The sequence below is a fragment of the Sulfuricella sp. T08 genome, assembly GCF_000971475.1.
Classification (GTDB): Bacteria; Pseudomonadota; Gammaproteobacteria; order Burkholderiales; family Sulfuricellaceae; genus Sulfuricella.
Map to the genome: position 1 here is coordinate 74,363 of NZ_DF967528.1, position 16,557 is coordinate 90,919.

Here is a 16,557-nt window from a genome sequence, read left to right on the forward strand (position 1 = left end):
TCCCGCCATGCGGGACGGTGAGGCAAGGTGGAAAAGCCGAACAGTTTAATGAAAATCGGCTGAAAAATCAAATACGATTGCGCTGACGTCGTGTTTCATACAGGCAAATACCGCTGGCGACGGAAACGTTCAGACTTTCCACGCTGCCGAACATCGGGATGCGGATCAGCTGGTCGCAGGTTTCACGGGTAAGGCGGCGCAGTCCTTCGCCCTCGGCGCCCAGCACCCAGGCGGTCGGGCCTTCGAGCTTGGCGGAGAAAAGATCAGTCTCGGCCTCGCCTGCTGCACCGACCACCCAGACGCCGGCCTCCTTGATCTCGCGCAGGCTACGGGCGAGATTGGTGACAGTGACGAATGGCACGGTTTCGGCCGCACCACTGGCGACTTTGCGCACCGTGGCATTGAGCCCGGCGGCTCGGTCTTTCGGCACGACGACGGCATGCGCACCCATCGCGTCAGCCACGCGCAGGCAGGCCCCCAAGTTGTGCGGGTCCTGCACGCCATCCAGCACCAGCAATAGCGCCGGTTCTTTTAGATTCTCCAGCACATCGAACACGTCGTGGTATTCCCGCGCCACTGCGACCTTGGCCACTACGCCTTGGTGCTTGTCGTTGCCGGCCATGCCGTCGAGACGGTGACGTTCCATGAAGATGACACGCACGCCCTGCTCTTCGGCCAGTTGCAGCAGGTCGCGGGCACGTGGGTCCTGCCGCTCCCGGTGCAGGTAGATTTCAGTTACGCTTTTCGCATCTTGCCGGATGCGGCTGACGACGGCATGAAAGCCGTAAATGAAATTGTCGGCCATTTAGTGCGCGGGCTTCCGTTTGCGGCGGGGTTTCTTGCCACTTTCCTCCACCTTGGGGGCTGGCCCCCTGCCGCCTTCTTTTTCCCGCGTTCCTTTAGCAGCACGCGTAGCAGCGCGCGGCTTGCCGCCCGCCGTTTCCCTGGGCGTATGCTGCCTGCCCGATAACGGCCCTTTGACGACAGGCTCCGCCATGACGAAGTCGATCTTGGTGGTTTCGAGATCGACCTTCACCACCTTGACCTTCAGCCGGTCGCCCAGCCGGAAGCGCTGGCCGGTTCGCTCGCCCAGCAACTGGTGCTTGGCGGCATCGAAATGAAAATAATCGCTGCCCAGCTCGGTGATATGCACCAGGCCTTCGACATAGATGTTGTCGAGCGCGACAAACACGCCGAAGCCGGTGACGCTGGCGACGGTGCCGTCGAAAGTCTCGCCCACCTTGTCCTGCATGTAGAAGCACTTGAGCCAGTCGTTGACGTCGCGTGTCGCCTCATCGGCACGGCGCTCGGTCTGGGAACAGTGGATGCCCAGTTCCGCCCATTTTCCGGGTTTGTATTTTTCGCCATTCAGCACGGCCTTGATGGCGCGGTGCACCAGCAGATCAGGATAGCGGCGAATCGGCGAAGTGAAATGGGTGTAGGACTCGTAGGCCAGGCCGAAATGACCGACATTGTCAGGACTGTAGACCGCCTGCCGCAACGAGCGCAGCATGACCGTTTGCAGCAACTGCTCGTCCGGCCGCCCTTTGACCTTGGACAGCAGCTTGGCGTAGTCCTTGGCGTGGGGATCGTCGCCGCCGGCCAGAGGCAAGCCGAACTCCTTGAGAAATTCGCGCAGCCCTTCGAGCTTCTCCGGGGTCGGACCCTCGTGGATGCGGTATAGGGTCGGGTGCTCGTTCTTCTGCAGGAAATCCGAGGCGCACACGTTGGCCGCCAGCATGCATTCCTCGATCACGCGGTGGGCATCGTTGCGATGCACCGGCACAATGCGCTCGATCTTGCCCTGATCGTTGAAAATCATCTGGGTTTCGATAGTCTCGAAATCGATCGCGCCGCGTTTCCCGCGCGCCTTGAGCAGCACCTTGAACAGCTTGTGCAGCTCCTGGACGTGCGGCAACTGGTCCTTGTGCTCATTGGCTTCCTTGCCCTTGGGGTCGGCTAGCATTGCCGCCACCGTGGTGTAGGTAAAGCGCTGGTGCGAGTTCATCACCGCCGGGTAGAACTTGTATTTCTTGATATCGCCGTTGCCGCTGATGTCCATCTCGCACACCATGCACAGCCGTTCGACGTGGGGGTTGAGCGAACACAGGCCGTTGGACAATTCCTCCGGCAACATCGGGATGACACGACGCGGAAAGTACACCGAGTTGCCGCGGTCGAACGCTTCCAGATCGAGTGCATCCTTGGGCTGAACGTAATGACTGACGTCGGCGATCGCCACGTACAGCTTCCAGCCGCCCTTGCTCAGTATCTTCCAGCCCTTGTCCAGCGGCCGGCAGAACACGGCGTCGTCGAAATCGCGGGCGGTCTCGCCGTCGATGGTTACCAGCGGCAGCTCGCGCAGATCTTCGCGCCCTGCCATGTCCTTTTTCAACACTTTCGGAGAGAATTTCTTCGCCAGATGCTCCACCTCGGGTGGAAACACATGCGGCAAATCGTGCTTACGCAGCGCGATTTCGATTTCCATGCCGGGGTCGGTGTAATTGCCGAGAATTTCCACGACCTGTCCAACCGGCTTGATATGCTTGCTCGGTTGCTCGATGATTTCTATCATCACCACCTGGCCGGGCTGAGCCCCCATATCGCCACCGGGAGGAATCAGGAAGTCCTGACTGATACGCTTGTTTTCAGCCACCGCGAACAGAATGCCATGCTCGTTGAAAAGTCGGCCCACGATGCGCGTGTTGACGCGCTCCAGCACCTCGACAATGCTGCCTTCAGGACGTCCGCGCCTATCCTCACCGATGATACGTGCCATCACGTGGTCGCCGTGCAACACTTTCTGCATCTGGCTCGGGCCCAGGAACAGATCCTCTCCGCCATCATCAGGCACCAGGAAGCCGAAGCCGTCCTTGTGTCCCTGCACCCTGCCCTTAATCAGGTCAAGCTTGTCCACCACGCAAACTTCATGCTTGCGATTGCGCATGATCTGGCCGTCGCGCTCCATCGCCCTGAGACGGCGACTGAAGACATCCACCTCGTCTTCCTGAATTTCCAGGATCTTGGCCAGTTTATTCTCGGCGACTGGAGCGCCCTGCTCGGTGAGGAGTTGCAGAATATATTCCCGGCTCGGCAACGGATGCTCATACTGAGCACGCTCACGTTCGAGGAAGGGGTCTTTGGATCTTATTTTCTTCGTTGACAAAATATCACTTTCCTATTAAAGTTCGGCCTTCTTGATTTAGCCCAGATGGCGGAATTGGTAGACGCGCACGGTTCAGGTCCGTGTGCCGCAAGGTGTGGAGGTTCGAGTCCTCTTCTGGGCACCAAACATGAAAGGGCGGGTTCTTCGAACCCGCCCTTTTTCTTTTACTCAAACGGATGGCGCAGCACGATCGTCTCATCCCGGTCCGGACCGGTCGAAATGATGTCGATCGGCACACCGCAAATCGCTTCCATACGCTTGAGGTAGTTCTTCGCTGCAACAGGCAGGCCATCGTAGCTCTTCACGCCTACGGTGCTGTCCTTCCAGCCGGGCATATCCTCATAGATCGGTTCACACTTTGCCAGCATTTCCGCGCCAGACGGCAATATGTCCAGTGTTGCTCCATCTACCTTGTAGCCGACGCAGAGACGCACGACATCCATGCCATCCATGACATCCAGCTTGGTGACGCACAGCCCGCTCACGCCGTTGATCTGGATCGAACGCTTCAGCGCAGCCGCGTCGAACCAACCGCAGCGACGCGCACGGCCAGTAGTGGATCCGAACTCATGCCCGCGCTCAGCTAGACCCTGACCAACTGGGTCAAGCTTATCTACCGCATCGTACAACTCGGTAGGGAAAGGGCCTGCGCCAACACGAGTGGTATAGGCCTTGGTGATGCCCAGCACGTAATGCAGCATCTGTGGACCAACACCACTACCAGTGGCGGCATTGGATGCGATGCAGTTGGAAGAGGTCACGAATGGGTAGGTGCCATGGTCGATATCCAGCAGCGCGCCCTGCGCACCTTCGAACAGCAAATTGCTGCCACCCTTGAAAGCTTCGAACAGCAAGCGCGGCACGTCGGCCACCATCGGCTTGATGCGCTCCGCAACGATCAAGGTCTCATCCAGAGTTTTCTGGAAATCCACCGTGTCGGTATGAAAGTAGTTCTTCAGCACAAAGTTGTGATAGTCGAGAATCTCCCCCAACTTGGCGGCTAGGCGTTCGCGGTGGAACAGATCCTGAATGCGAATGCCACGGCGCGATACCTTGTCCTCGTAGGCCGGGCCGATACCACGACCAGTAGTGCCGATCTTGCCTGCACCCTTGGCAATTTCGCGTGCCTGATCCAGCGCAACGTGATGGGGCATGATCACCGGACAAGCATCGGAGATTTTCAGCCGGTTGCGCACCGCCACGCCGGCGGCCTCCAGCATGTCCACCTCTTCCAGCAATGCCTGGGGTGACACAACCACGCCGTTACCGATGTAACACTGCACGTTGTCGCGCAGGATACCGGACGGAATCAGATGCAGCACGGTCTTTTTGCCGTCGATCACCAGAGTGTGGCCTGCATTGTGACCGCCCTGGAAACGCACCACGCCCTGGGCGTGATCGGTCAACCAGTCGACGATCTTGCCCTTGCCTTCATCTCCCCACTGGGTGCCAATTACTACTACATTCTTTGCCATGCTGATTCTATCCTTCAACGAATTTTTATTTAAACTTTGACTACGGCCCAGCCAACTTCGCCCTGCACCAGAACGCGGTCGTAATTCAGCTCTTCCCTGCTTATCTCGTGCCCAGGCAAATCCACCACCACCACTTCACCCTGGACGCGCAAAAGGGTAATTTTATCCTGTAACTCTGGATCCTGAACATAGGGAGCAAGAATCGCCTTGGGCAACGGCGGCGTCGGCTGCGCACCGAGCACGGTACGCAAATCCATGCTAAAGCCGGTAGCTGGCCGGGAGCGGCCGAAGGTCTTGCCCACTTTGTCGTAGCGTCCGCCCAAAGCAACTGCGTTGGCCCAGCCTGAAGCATAGGCAGCGAACACCACCCCGCTGTGATAGTGATAGCCACGCAACTCGGCCAGATCGAAACATAGATTAGAAACACTACCCCGTACCTGGTTACCGATGGTGCGAAGATCATCCAGCGCCTTGCCGATTTCTGGGTAATCGGGTAGAAGCCGCTGCGCGGCTTCCAGCGCCTCGACGCCGCCATACAGCTGGGGCAACAATCGCAGAGCTTCCCTGGAAACCTTATCAAGGGAAGCGGTCAGCTCGGCGAGTCCAGGAATGTCCTTGCCTTGCATGGCCTGAAACAGCTCCATTTCCAGCTCCGGCAAAACCGCTGCGCGCTCGACCAGACTGTGAAAAATCGCGACATGGCCGAGATCGAGCTGTACCGATCCGACCCCGGCAAGTTGCAGTGCCTTGATCATCAGCAACTGGATTTCCACGTCGCTTTCGATCCCACCGTGGCCGAACAACTCGGCGCCGATCTGCAGCGGCTCGCGGGTTTGCATCTGGCCATCGGGCAATGCGTGCAGCACGCTGCCGGCATAGCACAGCCTGACCACACCCTGGCGATTCAACAGGTGAGCATCGATCCGCGCTGCCTGCGGCGTGATATCGGCGCGCAGCCCCATCAGATGGCCGGAAAGCTGGTCCACCACCTTGAAGGTTTTAAGATCCATATCACGGCCGGTGCCGGAGAGCAGGGAAGGCAGATATTCCAGCAGCGGCGGAACCACCAGTTGGTAGCCGCAGCCATAAAACCAATCGAGCAACTGCCGCCGCACCCGTTCAAAACGCAACGCCTGGGCCGGCAGCATGTCCTCAATATATTCGGGAAGTAACCAGTTATGCATGATCAATTCATCAGATATAGCAGCAGCAAGCCGCCCAACATCGAAGTCAGTCCAACGAAGCGCAATTGCCCGTCGGACATTTCAGTCATTTTTCGAAAAGTTTCACGCCAAAGGGTTGGCGCAAGAAAAGGCAAAACCCCTTCCAGCACGAGCATCAGCGCCAAGGCGGCAAGCAGGCTGGTTTTCACGGATTATACCGAATCAGGCGCTTTATTTGCCCGGAGACTTCAGGTATTTAAAGAACTCCGAACTGGGATCCAGCACCATCACGTCGCTCTTGTTCTTGAAGCTCTGCCGGTAGGCTTCCATGCTTCGGTAGAAAGCGTAAAACTCCGGATTCTGACCAAATGCTTCGGCATAAATCGACGCCGCCTTGGCATCCCCTTCACCCTTGGTGCGCTGTGCATCGCGATACGCTTCGGCGAGGATAATCTCACGCTGACGGTCGGCATCGGCACGAATTTTCTCCGCTTCGCCGGCACCGGTCGAACGCAGTTCGTTGGCAACCCGCTTGCGCTCGGCCTCCATGCGCTGGTAAACCGACTCGCTCACTTCCTGTGGCAGATCCACCCGTTTAATCCGCACGTCAAGCACCTGAACACCGATTGTACGCGCATCGGCATCAGCCTTCTGACGCAAAATCTCCATGATCTGGTCGCGCTGCCCGGAAACCACATCATGCACGGTACGCTTGCCAAATTCGGCGCGCAGACCGTCGTTGATGGTCTGCGACAAGCGCAGGTGGGCACGCGTCTCGTCGCCGCCGACGCTGACGTAGTACTGTTTGACGTCAACCACGCGCCATTTGACGAAGGAATCCACCAGCACGTTCTTCTTTTCCGAAGTAATGAAGCGCTCCGGCTCGGCAGAGGTCAGGGTGAGTACGCGAGTATCGAAAATCCGTACATTTTGCAATAACGGCACCTTGAAATACAAGCCGGGCTCTTTTTTCACCGAGATCACTTCGCCCAGCTGAAAAACAATCGCATTCTGGCGCTGATCAACGGTGAACATGGTCAGGCTGAGCAGAATAAAAACTGCGATCAGTCCGGTCATGATGGCATTAAGATGTTTCATGGACGCACCTCCCGTTCCCTGCTGCGGAAGGCTTCGCGCGAGCGCGCCGTGCTTTCCGCCGCGGGCGCAGCCGCCTCAGCCGCCTTTACTGGCGGGGCATCAGCCAGAAAGGTGGAACTGGCACCTGCGCTCTGGATCAACTTGTCCAGCGGCAGGTAGAGCAAGCTGTTGCCCCCCTTCTGGTCCACCAGCACCTTGCTGGAATTGCTCATCATCTGCTGGACCGTGTCCAGATACATGCGGTCGCGCGTCACTTTGGGCGCCTTGCTGTACTCCACCAGGATCTGCTTGAAGCGGCTGGCGTCACCCTCGGCGTTAGCAATCACGCGCTGCTTGTAACCTAGCGACTCCTCCAGCAGGCGCGAAGCAGCGCCGCGAGCTCGCGGAATCACATCGTTGGCGTAGGCCTGCCCTTCGTTCTTGGCACGTTCTTTGTCCTGACCCGCTTTTACCGCATCGTCGAACGCCGCCTGCACCTGCTCCGGCGGCTGGGCGTTCTGCATCGTCACCTTGCTGATGCTGATGCCGGTCTTGTAGCGATCCAGAATATCCTGCATCAGCTTGGCTGCGCGCGTCGCAATTTCTGCACGCCCTTCATACAACACAAAATCCATTTTGCTCTTGCCCACTATTTCGCGAATTGCCGTTTCAGCAGCCTGGTGCACCGCATCGTCAGGATGGCGGTTGTTGAACAGGTATTCTTCCGGACTTTTCAAGATGTACTGCACAGCAAACTGAATGTCGATGATGTTCTCATCGTCAGTCAGCATCAGCGACTCTTTCAGTATCTTGCTCTTGACGTTGGCGCGATAGCCCACCTCCACCGTGCGCACCTGCTGCATATTCACTACTTCGGCGGCCTCGATCGGATAGGGAAAATGCCAGCGAGGGCCTGGTTGCGTGGTTTCGACAAACTTGCCGAAACGCAGCACCACACCGCGCTCGCCTGCATTGACGATATAAAAACCACTACCCAGCCAGATCAGAATCACCAGAACCGGGATCAGTCCCAAGCCGGCAGCCATCTTGCCGCCCGACATGGGTCCACCGCCGGTTGGACCACCGCTACCGCCCTTGCCACCGAACATCGCGTTCAACTTCTGGTTGAAGCGGCGCCACACCTCATCGAGGTCAGGTGGCCCGCCGCTGTTTTTCTTGCCCCAATCTGGATCATTCCATGCCATATTTTTTTCCAAGTACCTAATTCGTAATTTAACTTTTAAGCGCCTGCGGAGGCCTGAGTCACTGCCCGGACTGCTTCAGTCTGGTGCTGGCGGCTGTATTCAGCCAATGCATCTCTCAGCAGGTCACAGCCCTCGCCAGTGCGCGCACTGACCCAAATGCGACCAATTCTACCATACTCATCCCGCTCAAGGCCGGGCGCCAACCCGTTGACGTCGATTTTATTCAGCACCATCAGCTGCGGGATGTGATCGGCGCCGATTTCAGCAAGTACCTTGTTCACCTCGTCGATTTGCTGGTCGCGGCTGACACTGGAAGCATCCACCACATGCAGCAGCAGATCGGCCGCCACCGCCTCTTCCAGGGTGGCACGAAAAGCCGCCACCAGGGTATGAGGCAAATGCTTGATGAAGCCGACCGTGTCGGACAGCACCACTGAGCCACCGTCGGCGACGAAAAACTTGCGGCTGGTGGTGTCAAGGGTAGCGAACAATTGGTCCGCCACGTAGGCCTTGGCATGAGTAAGGCGGTTGAATAAAGTGGATTTTCCGGCGTTGGTATACCCGACGATGGACACCGACAGCACGTTGGCGCGAACTCTGGCGCGGCGCTGCACGCTACGCTGGCGGCCCAGCTTGGCGAGTTTTTCCTTGAGCAGCTTGACCCGCTTGCCAAGCAGACGACGGTCTGTTTCGAGCTGAGTCTCGCCTGGTCCGCGCAGGCCGATACCGCCCTTTTGACGTTCCAGATGGGTCCAGCCGCGCACTAGCCTTGTAGCCAAATGCTCCAGTTGCGCCAGTTCCACTTGCAGTTTTCCCTCGTGGCTTTGGGCGCGCTGCGCGAAAATATCGAGGATCAGGCTGGTACGGTCGATCACGCGGCAGTCCAGCCGCCGCTCCAGATTGCGCTGTTGCGCAGGGGAAAGTTCGTGGTTGAAAATCACCAGATTGGCTTCGTTGGCAACCACCGACTCGGCGATCTCATCCGCCTTGCCGGAACCGGCAAACAGCGCTGCGTCGGGCCTGGAACGTTTTCCCCGGACAATGGCCAGAATGCCCACACCCGCGCTTTCGGTAAGACGCTGCAGCTCTTCCAGGCTTTCCTCGTAATCCGTGTCGCCAAAATCCAGGCTGACCAGTACAGCAGCGTCTCCGCTGCCTGGGCGTTCAATCATTTAGGAGTTTTAATCCTCGGCGGGAAGATCAAAGGACATGTTCACGGGACGCACCGGCACTACCGTGGAAATCGCGTGTTTATAGACCATCTGGGTAATCGTGTTTTTCAGCAGCACGACGTACTGGTCGAAAGACTCGATCTGCCCTTGAAGCTTGATACCGTTTACCAGATAGATGGAAACGGGTACATGCTCTTTACGCAAGGCATTTAAAAACGGGTCTTGTAATAGCTGCCCTTTCGCGCTCATGATTTCTCCAGTTCGTTGTTATGGTTGGTTTTGGATGGCTACTTTACTTGGTTTTTCAAAAGGCTGCCAGCAACATCCACTATATATTACTATATGGGAAAATCAGCGCATTTCAAGATGGCGCTCCGTTTATATCTCGGGGCGGCCAAAATAATAGCCCTGCCCCCAGTCCACTCCCATGTCGCGCAGCATGTCTGCCGTTTCACGATCTTCGATACACTCCGCTATGGTGGTGATATTCAATTTCTTCGATAATACGATTATGCTTTCCACCATCGCGCGCACCCTTACGTTGCCAGACATGTTAAGCACCATCCAGCCTTCGATCTTGAGGAAGCTGACCGGCAGTTCCGCCAGGTAAAGAAAAGAAGAATAGCCGCTACCAAAATCATCGAGCGCCAGGCGGAAGCCGAAATCCAGCAAGGGCTGCAAATCAAGTCGTATGCGCTCGAAATCCGTCAGCAACTGGCGCTCGGTAATCTCGAACACCACCGGTTTGTAGTCGGGAAAATCGATATCGCAGGTGGAACAAAACTGCATGGCCCCGCCCAGAAGCTCATCCACATAATCCTTGCGCGCAAGGAACTGGGGCGAGAGGTTGATGAAATGAGCAAAGCCGGGGTCGTGACCGTCCGTCAGGTTGACCGCGCAACGATTCATGGCGTGGCGGGTAATGCTGCGATCCACCTCGTGGATAAGGTTGATCCCTTCCGCCGCCTCGATGAATTCGCCGGCTCCAATAACGGAACCATCGGGCATGTGCATGCGTGCCAGCGCTTCATCTGCCACCGGCTTGCGGGTATTCAGGTCCACCATGACCTGATAGGCGGCGACGATACGCTCCTCCTTCAGTGCGCGCTGCAGCATGCCGGCGCGCCACAGCGTGCCCGAACCGGCAGAATCCCTGGCAACCACGCAATCGCGGCCCTTGCGCTTGGCCTCGTAGAGACAGCTGTCCGACTCGGACAGCGCCTGAGAGATATCCTCGTCGCCAGCCTGACACACGCCTATGCCGAAGCTCGCGGTAATTTCCAGACTACCGTGGCCGGTCTTCAGCGGATGAGCCTTGATCGCCAGGCGGATCCGTTCCGCCGCAGCAATGGCATCGGCACGATCAGAATCATGCAGGAACAGAATAAACTCTTCTCCACCCCACCGTGCCAGCCAGTCCCCCTCGCGCAACGCCTGACGCATGATGTGCGAAACTTGCTGCAGCACTTCATCTCCTACGCCATGCCCATAGTGGTCATTGATCAGCTTGAAGCGATCCAGATCACCAGTGGCGACGGAAAATCCGATGCCATCGCGCTTGGCGCGCGCGATCTCTTCGTCGAAACGCAGTTCCGCGGCACGCCGGTTTGGCAATCCAGTGAGTTCATCGGTGAGCGCCTGCGTTTCCAACTTCTGTCGCTGCTTGAGCTGCAGCAACATCTGGCTGAACCAGGCCGCAAGCAGTTCCATGAACGCCTCGTCACCCTGGGTAAATTTCCCCTCTGCCAACGGCTTCTTCCGCAAGAAAACCAAGGTTCCATAGAATTGCTCCCCGACCCAAAGCGGGATACCGGCGTAGGCATGGATGCCAAAACTGACTACCACCTTCGCCAACTCCGGCCTTTCACTTGTTTTCAAGTCTGCGATGAAGAGACCACGATTCTCATCGGCGGCACGCTGGCACAGCATATCCAGCGGACAGACCTCCTCTGCCTTGAAAATGCCCAGCGTGTCCACCAAATACGCCGGCATGAAATGATCGCCGATTTTCTCGCTCAGCAATGCCGCATCCATATCCAGAGTATCCATTCCCAGTCGGAGCATCAGCCTGACCTTCTCGCCTTCGGAACGGGTGCGGCTGGTGGCGATTTGCCACAGTACCTGCAGGCGCGCGGACTGGTCCTTTACCGTCATCAACAGCCGTTCCCGATCGCTCACATCGATCGCCAGGCCATGACGAATGACCTCTCCGATCTCGTTCGTCTGCTCGAATTCAGCGAGCGACAGCCACAGTGGCTGGCCCTTGCGGTTTATGAACTTCCGAACCAGCTGCGCCATACCGCTGATTTTCAGTTGCTGGGTAGCACTGGGAAGGACTTCACGTTCCGCCAGAAGGTTGTTCCAGGGATGACCTACCACCTCGCCTTCCTCCATGCCCAGCATATCGAGGAAAGACCTGTCGGCCGCCATGACCACATGATCCCGGACACGCACCGCGTAGGTGCCCGCATGTGCCGCCGTCAACAGCAATTTTTCACGGTTCTGCGCTAAAGTCCCCAGCCTCTGCTGAGCATCAGACAGTGTTGAATGCAAATTTTCGATCTCGCTCACCCCGCTACGATGAGGGACACCCTCGCGCTGAGGCGCGCAAGGGAAGGCGCTTTTCTGGAGTTACCAGAACCCGGAAAATTGTTCACTAAACGTGGTTACTCATCAGGCCAGTAATCGGTCGCAATACCATCGCCCAGATCGGCCTCGATCAGGCGACGCCGCACCTCGAGCAATCGTTCGATCAGCCTGGGTTCCCGCTTTTCGTAACCTTCGGCATCGGCGACACGGTTAACCACGACGCCGAGCAGTTCGGTGATCGCGTTGCCGATCGAATTCTGACTGATAGTAACGATCAACTTGCCTTCGTCATTACGATAGATAAGTTGCTTGAACGCAGGCTGCCAGCGTATGGCATTGGCGTATTTTGCATCTACAATACAGTGGTCGCGCACCTTCTTTGCTGTCTTCAGAAAATCATTGTTGAACAGCAGCACGCTCTCGACTTCATCCGGGTAATAGGCGTCACTCGGGAGTGGCGCATTACGAGTAGAGACCTGCGAGAAGAAGGTGCGGTAGAAATCGATAAACCCCTTTAATACCTCATCGTACTCTTTCCAGAAACGCACATCTTTCAGCGCCGCCGCACCACCCTGAATCTCCCAGCTGGGCAGACCCTGCGGGTAGCCCGTCAGCGCGATGCATGCGTCGGCTTCGCTGGCGGGCTTGAGAAGCTCCAGGTCCAGCGCCTTGTCGAAAAACTCGCGGTAAACATCATGCATATAAGCCTGAAACAAGCTGTGCTGACCGCCATCGGTAAGGTTGGGATTTTTCGAATCGGCCAGCTTGGCGTTGCGCAGTTCATCCTTGGGAAAAACGATGAAGTGATTGTGCAACATGCGGATGCTGGGCACCCCTGGCGAGGTCAGCGGCCAGGTAGCATCCAGACTCGCCTCACCCGCCAGAATCAACGCCTCATCCGGATCGGGGTATTGCTCCAGCATGTAGTCGATGATGATCTGGTTCATCCGGTTCCACACATGCTTCACATTGTCCGGAACCTGAGTGCGACGCACCGGCCGCCCCAGCGGATTGAGGATGCATTGCGAGGTGTTGTAGATAATCGAGGCATCGAACTCGTTGCTGTGCCCCAAAGCCTTGCGGTACAACAACAGGTTTTCATCGTTCATCAACAACCCATTGTTATGCATCAGATCGTTGAGATTTTCGGTGCTGTTGAAAAATTCGTTGTGCTTCATCCCCTCCGGCACTTCCAGGGGGATGGGGCGGAAAGGAGTGGTGATTTCGCGGGGGCCGGATTGCGTCATACTGGTTCCAGTTTTATTGGAGGTGAGAGGTGATGGGTAATGGGTGATGAGTGATGAGGGAAATCAAAAACCTGCACCAACTCCGCTTTTTCCCCTTACCCATCACTCATCACCCATCACGTCATTAGCCGTACAGCTTCCGGCCGCGCCGGCGCTGGCGGTGAGCGCGCTTTTCATCGGCTTCGGTCTTGGGTGCAGGCACCCTGTCGGCGAATGGGTTATGTCCCTGCTTGAACTGCACCCTGAGCGGCGTGCCCGTCAACTCAAACGCCTTGCGGAAGGTACTTTCCAGATAGCGCTTGTAGCTGGCCGACAGGCTCGACAGCGAGGTGCCGTGAATTATCACCAGCGGCGGATTGGATCCGCCCTGATGAGCATAGCGCAGCTTGGGACGGAACGGGCCGGACTTGGGCGGCTGGTGCTGGGTAGTGGCTTCCATCAGGATACGGGTCAGCTTGGGCGTTGGCATCTTGATCATAGCCGATTCATAGGCACCGTCGATGGACTTGAACAGGCCGCCCACGCCACTGCCCTGCAGAGCGGAAATATAGTGGAACTTGGCAAAGTCCAGAAACTGCAGCTTGCGCGCGATGTCGTTCTTGACCACTTCGCGCCGGTCGGCGGAAAGGTCGTCCCACTTGTTCACCGCCACCACCAGAGCGCGGCCGCTTTCCAGAATGAAGCCGGCAATGTGGGCATCCTGCTCGGAAACGTCCTGATGGGCATCCAGAACCAGCACCACCACGTTGGCATCTTCCACCGCCTGCAGGGTTTTCACCACGGAAAACTTCTCGATCGCCTCGAACACCTTGCCGCGCTTGCGGATGCCGGCGGTATCGATCAGGGTATAACGCTTGCTATCGCGCTCGAAGTCGATGTAGATACTGTCGCGGGTCGTACCCGGCTGGTCGAAGGCGATTACCCGTTCCTCGCCGAGCAGGCTGTTGACCAGCGTGGACTTACCCACGTTGGGACGGCCGACAATAGCGATCTTGGGATGGTCGTCCTCCTCCTCGTCCACTTCATCCAGCGGAAAACTCTCCAGGGCCAGTTCCACCAAGTCATGGACGCCTTCGCCATGTGCACCCGAAATCACCAGCGGATCACCCAGGCCGAGTTCGTAGAATTCAGCGGCAACCACATCGCGCCGCATGCCCTCAGCCTTGTTCACTGCCAGAAACAACGGACGGCCCAGTTTTCTCAGCTGATCGGCAATGATCTTGTCCTGGGCAGTCAAACCCTGACGCGCATCGACCATAAATACGATTGCATCGGCCTCGTCTACCGCCTGCAGGGTCTGCCGCGCCATTTCGTGAAGAATGCCGTCCTTCGCCACCGGCTCGAAACCACCCGTATCCACTACCAGATAGGGTCTGTCTCCCACTCGACCGTGGCCGTAATGGCGGTCGCGCGTCAACCCCGGCAGATCCGCAACGAGAGCATCGCGGCTTCTGGTTAGCCGGTTGAACAAAGTAGATTTGCCGACGTTGGGACGGCCGACAAGAACTAAAGTAGGTTTCATTTTGAAAAATCTTTCACTGCAAAGGACGCAAAGTTGCACAATGGAGAAACAACAAGGTTTTGAATTCCCTTGCGACCCTTCGCGTCCTTTGCGGTCAATGCTTTTAAGTTATTGCACTGACAACGAAATCAAGCCGCCGTTGCGGGTCTGCACCAGGAAGCCTCGGCTCAGCGCCACAGGCGGAGCACCGATCTGGCTGCTATCAGTGGCGATGCGTGCTGCGAAGCTGCCATCCTCCCGCGCCAGCAGATGTACATAGCCCTGCACATCGGCCACCGCGATATATCTTCCAAGAGCCAGTGGCGCAGTGACTTGGCGGGCAAGTAGCTTGTCCTGCTTCCACAGGCTCGCACCGCTGTTCTTGTCGAGGGCATGGATAGCGCCGCGAGTATCGCTGACGTATACGTAACGATCATCCATCGCCAGACCGGCTGAACTGGAGACATCACGCGCCCAGATCAGGTTGCCGCTGGCAATATCGAAGCAGGCTGTACGCCCCTGATAAGCCGTGGCGCAGATCATGCGGTCATCCACCACCGGCAGGCTGCTGACATCAGTCACACGCTCCAGCTCGGTGGCTCCACGCGGCAGGGCCACGGTCGCTTCCCAACCCATGTTCCCGGTCGCCAGGTTGAGCGCCACCAGCTTGCCACCGGCAAAACCGGCGAACACCGCACCGTGCGTCACCACCACGCCGGCATTGCTGCGCAGGGCCAGTGCCGGCATGGCGCGCTGGTATACCCACTTGCGCTTGCCATCCCTGGCATCCAGCCCGAAAATGCGGCCGTCGCCGGTACGCACCACGACGATGTCGTTGGCCACCTGCGGCGCACTCAGTATCTCGCTCGAAAGACGTGCCTGCCACAATGGCTGGCCCTTGGCGTCAAAAGCCAGCACCTCGCCCTTGGCAGTTCCCACCGCCACCAGATTGCTGTCCGCACCGACGCCGCCGGAAATCTTGCGCCCGGAATCAATGGTCCACTGCTGTTTGCCGGTATCTGCACTGAAACGGACAATCTTTCCGTCCAGGCCCGCCGCGTAAATACTGTCGCCCACCACAGCGGGAAACAGCACTGTATCCCCGGCCCCACCAACGCGCTCCTGCCAACTCGACTTGAGTTCCGCAGCAGGCTTGAATTCGACCAGCGCCGCCGGCTTCTCACCGGTATCCTTGCCACCCCAAAGACCAAAGCCGGTGGAAACCTTTTCCCCCATGCCGCTGCAACCAGCCAGCTGGAAAATGGTTGCCAGCGCCAGCAGCCATCTTATTGGCTCATTGCGCCTCATCCGTGTTCTCCCAGGCCATACAGCTTCATTTCCACGACTTGACGATAAGCGCTTTTTCCATCCATTTTTTCAAGTGCGGCCTTGTAGGCAACACGGGCATCCGCCATCTTGCCCTGAGCCGTCAGCACGTCTCCTTTAAGATCCGAAAACAGGCCGTCAAACGCCTTTTCATGCGACCCTTCCAGCGTTTTCATGGCTTCCTCGTGACTTTTCTCATCCAGCAGGATACCGGCCAGACGCAACCGTGCGATGTCACGCGCGCCATCTTCCTTGGCGTGATCGACCACCCATTGCAACTGTGCCTTGGCACTCTTGGCATCACCCGATTCGTAGTTAACCCCGGCCGCAAGCAACGCAGATCTCGATGCATAAGGCGTGCCCGGATATTTTTCGATAAGCTGGCCAGCTGCATCACGGATGCGCTTGATGTCCTTGCTCTGCACCCCATTTTGTACGGCTTCGTACACCAGCGCCGCCTGGCGCTGCTGGCTATTCTGGTAGACACGCCAACCCTGTATGCCGGCCACCACCGCAGCGAACACCGCGACCGCCAACATTACTGTCGTCCCGTTTTTATTCCACCAGGCTTTCAGCTCGTCTACTTTTTCCTGTTCTTCAAGATCGTAAGCCATTTTTTCCCCGATTTAATTAAAG

14 protein-coding genes and 1 tRNA gene are annotated in these 16,557 nt (G+C 57.5%); 1 reads left to right on the forward strand and 14 read right to left on the reverse strand.

The window, feature by feature from the left end:
- Positions 1 to 67 precede the first annotated feature (67 nt).
- Both rlmB and rnr read right to left on the reverse strand, forming a co-directional pair.
- Entirely contained in the window at positions 68 to 805 is a 738-nt protein-coding gene (gene rlmB, locus SCT_RS04685; RefSeq protein WP_059419656.1) for a 23S rRNA (guanosine(2251)-2'-O)-methyltransferase RlmB, read from the reverse strand.
- Positions 806 to 3,166, reverse strand: a complete 2,361-nt coding sequence (gene rnr / locus SCT_RS04690) for a ribonuclease R (RefSeq protein ID WP_082098181.1) — start codon at positions 3,164 to 3,166, stop codon at positions 806 to 808.
- A 39-nt stretch (positions 3,167 to 3,205) separates the two neighbouring features.
- Between rnr and SCT_RS04695 the strand changes: the two genes are divergently transcribed.
- A tRNA-Leu gene (locus SCT_RS04695) sits at positions 3,206 to 3,290 on the forward strand.
- Between the two features lie 40 nt (positions 3,291 to 3,330).
- Here the strand turns inward: SCT_RS04695 and SCT_RS04700 are convergent.
- The 12 genes from SCT_RS04700 to SCT_RS04755 form a co-directional block, all read right to left on the reverse strand.
- Complete coding sequence (locus SCT_RS04700) at positions 3,331 to 4,641, reverse strand: adenylosuccinate synthase (RefSeq protein WP_059419660.1); 1,311 nt, start codon at positions 4,639 to 4,641, stop codon at positions 3,331 to 3,333.
- 29 nt (positions 4,642 to 4,670) lie between these two features.
- Entirely contained in the window at positions 4,671 to 5,825 is a 1,155-nt protein-coding gene (locus SCT_RS04705; RefSeq protein WP_059419665.1) for an ATP phosphoribosyltransferase regulatory subunit, read from the reverse strand.
- Between the two features lie 2 nt (positions 5,826 to 5,827).
- Positions 5,828 to 6,013, reverse strand: a complete 186-nt coding sequence (locus tag SCT_RS04710) for a DUF2065 domain-containing protein (RefSeq protein ID WP_059419667.1) — start codon at positions 6,011 to 6,013, stop codon at positions 5,828 to 5,830.
- A gap of 22 nt (positions 6,014 to 6,035) precedes the next feature.
- The gene (hflC, locus tag SCT_RS04715; RefSeq protein ID WP_059419669.1) at positions 6,036 to 6,902 is read right to left on the reverse strand and encodes a protease modulator HflC; all 867 of its coding nucleotides are present in this window, start codon (positions 6,900 to 6,902) and stop codon (positions 6,036 to 6,038) included.
- Positions 6,899 to 8,086, reverse strand: coding sequence for an FtsH protease activity modulator HflK (gene hflK, locus SCT_RS04720; RefSeq protein ID WP_059419671.1), 1,188 nt, complete (start codon positions 8,084 to 8,086; stop codon positions 6,899 to 6,901). The genes hflC and hflK overlap by 4 nt, the downstream gene beginning before the upstream one ends.
- Positions 8,087 to 8,121: 35 nt before the next feature.
- The gene (gene hflX, locus SCT_RS04725) at positions 8,122 to 9,258 is read right to left on the reverse strand and encodes a ribosome rescue GTPase HflX (protein ID WP_059419675.1); all 1,137 of its coding nucleotides are present in this window, start codon (positions 9,256 to 9,258) and stop codon (positions 8,122 to 8,124) included.
- A 9-nt stretch (positions 9,259 to 9,267) separates the two neighbouring features.
- Complete coding sequence (hfq, locus tag SCT_RS04730) at positions 9,268 to 9,507, reverse strand: RNA chaperone Hfq (RefSeq protein WP_009204804.1); 240 nt, start codon at positions 9,505 to 9,507, stop codon at positions 9,268 to 9,270.
- Between the two features lie 129 nt (positions 9,508 to 9,636).
- A complete protein-coding gene (locus SCT_RS04735) occupies positions 9,637 to 11,829 on the reverse strand; it encodes a sensor domain-containing phosphodiesterase (RefSeq protein WP_059419676.1) in 2,193 nt (730 codons plus the stop codon).
- Between the two features lie 95 nt (positions 11,830 to 11,924).
- Positions 11,925 to 13,094, reverse strand: coding sequence for a hypothetical protein (locus SCT_RS04740; protein ID WP_059419678.1), 1,170 nt, complete (start codon positions 13,092 to 13,094; stop codon positions 11,925 to 11,927).
- A gap of 124 nt (positions 13,095 to 13,218) precedes the next feature.
- A complete protein-coding gene (gene der, locus SCT_RS04745) occupies positions 13,219 to 14,616 on the reverse strand; it encodes a ribosome biogenesis GTPase Der (protein WP_059419681.1) in 1,398 nt (465 codons plus the stop codon).
- A 108-nt stretch (positions 14,617 to 14,724) separates the two neighbouring features.
- Positions 14,725 to 15,903, reverse strand: coding sequence for an outer membrane protein assembly factor BamB (gene bamB / locus SCT_RS04750; RefSeq protein ID WP_082098182.1), 1,179 nt, complete (start codon positions 15,901 to 15,903; stop codon positions 14,725 to 14,727).
- Positions 15,900 to 16,535 (reverse strand): tetratricopeptide repeat protein, encoded by a 636-nt coding sequence (locus SCT_RS04755; protein WP_059419683.1) that lies wholly within the window; start codon positions 16,533 to 16,535, stop codon positions 15,900 to 15,902. The genes bamB and SCT_RS04755 overlap by 4 nt, the downstream gene beginning before the upstream one ends.
- Positions 16,536 to 16,557: the final 22 nt, after the last annotated feature.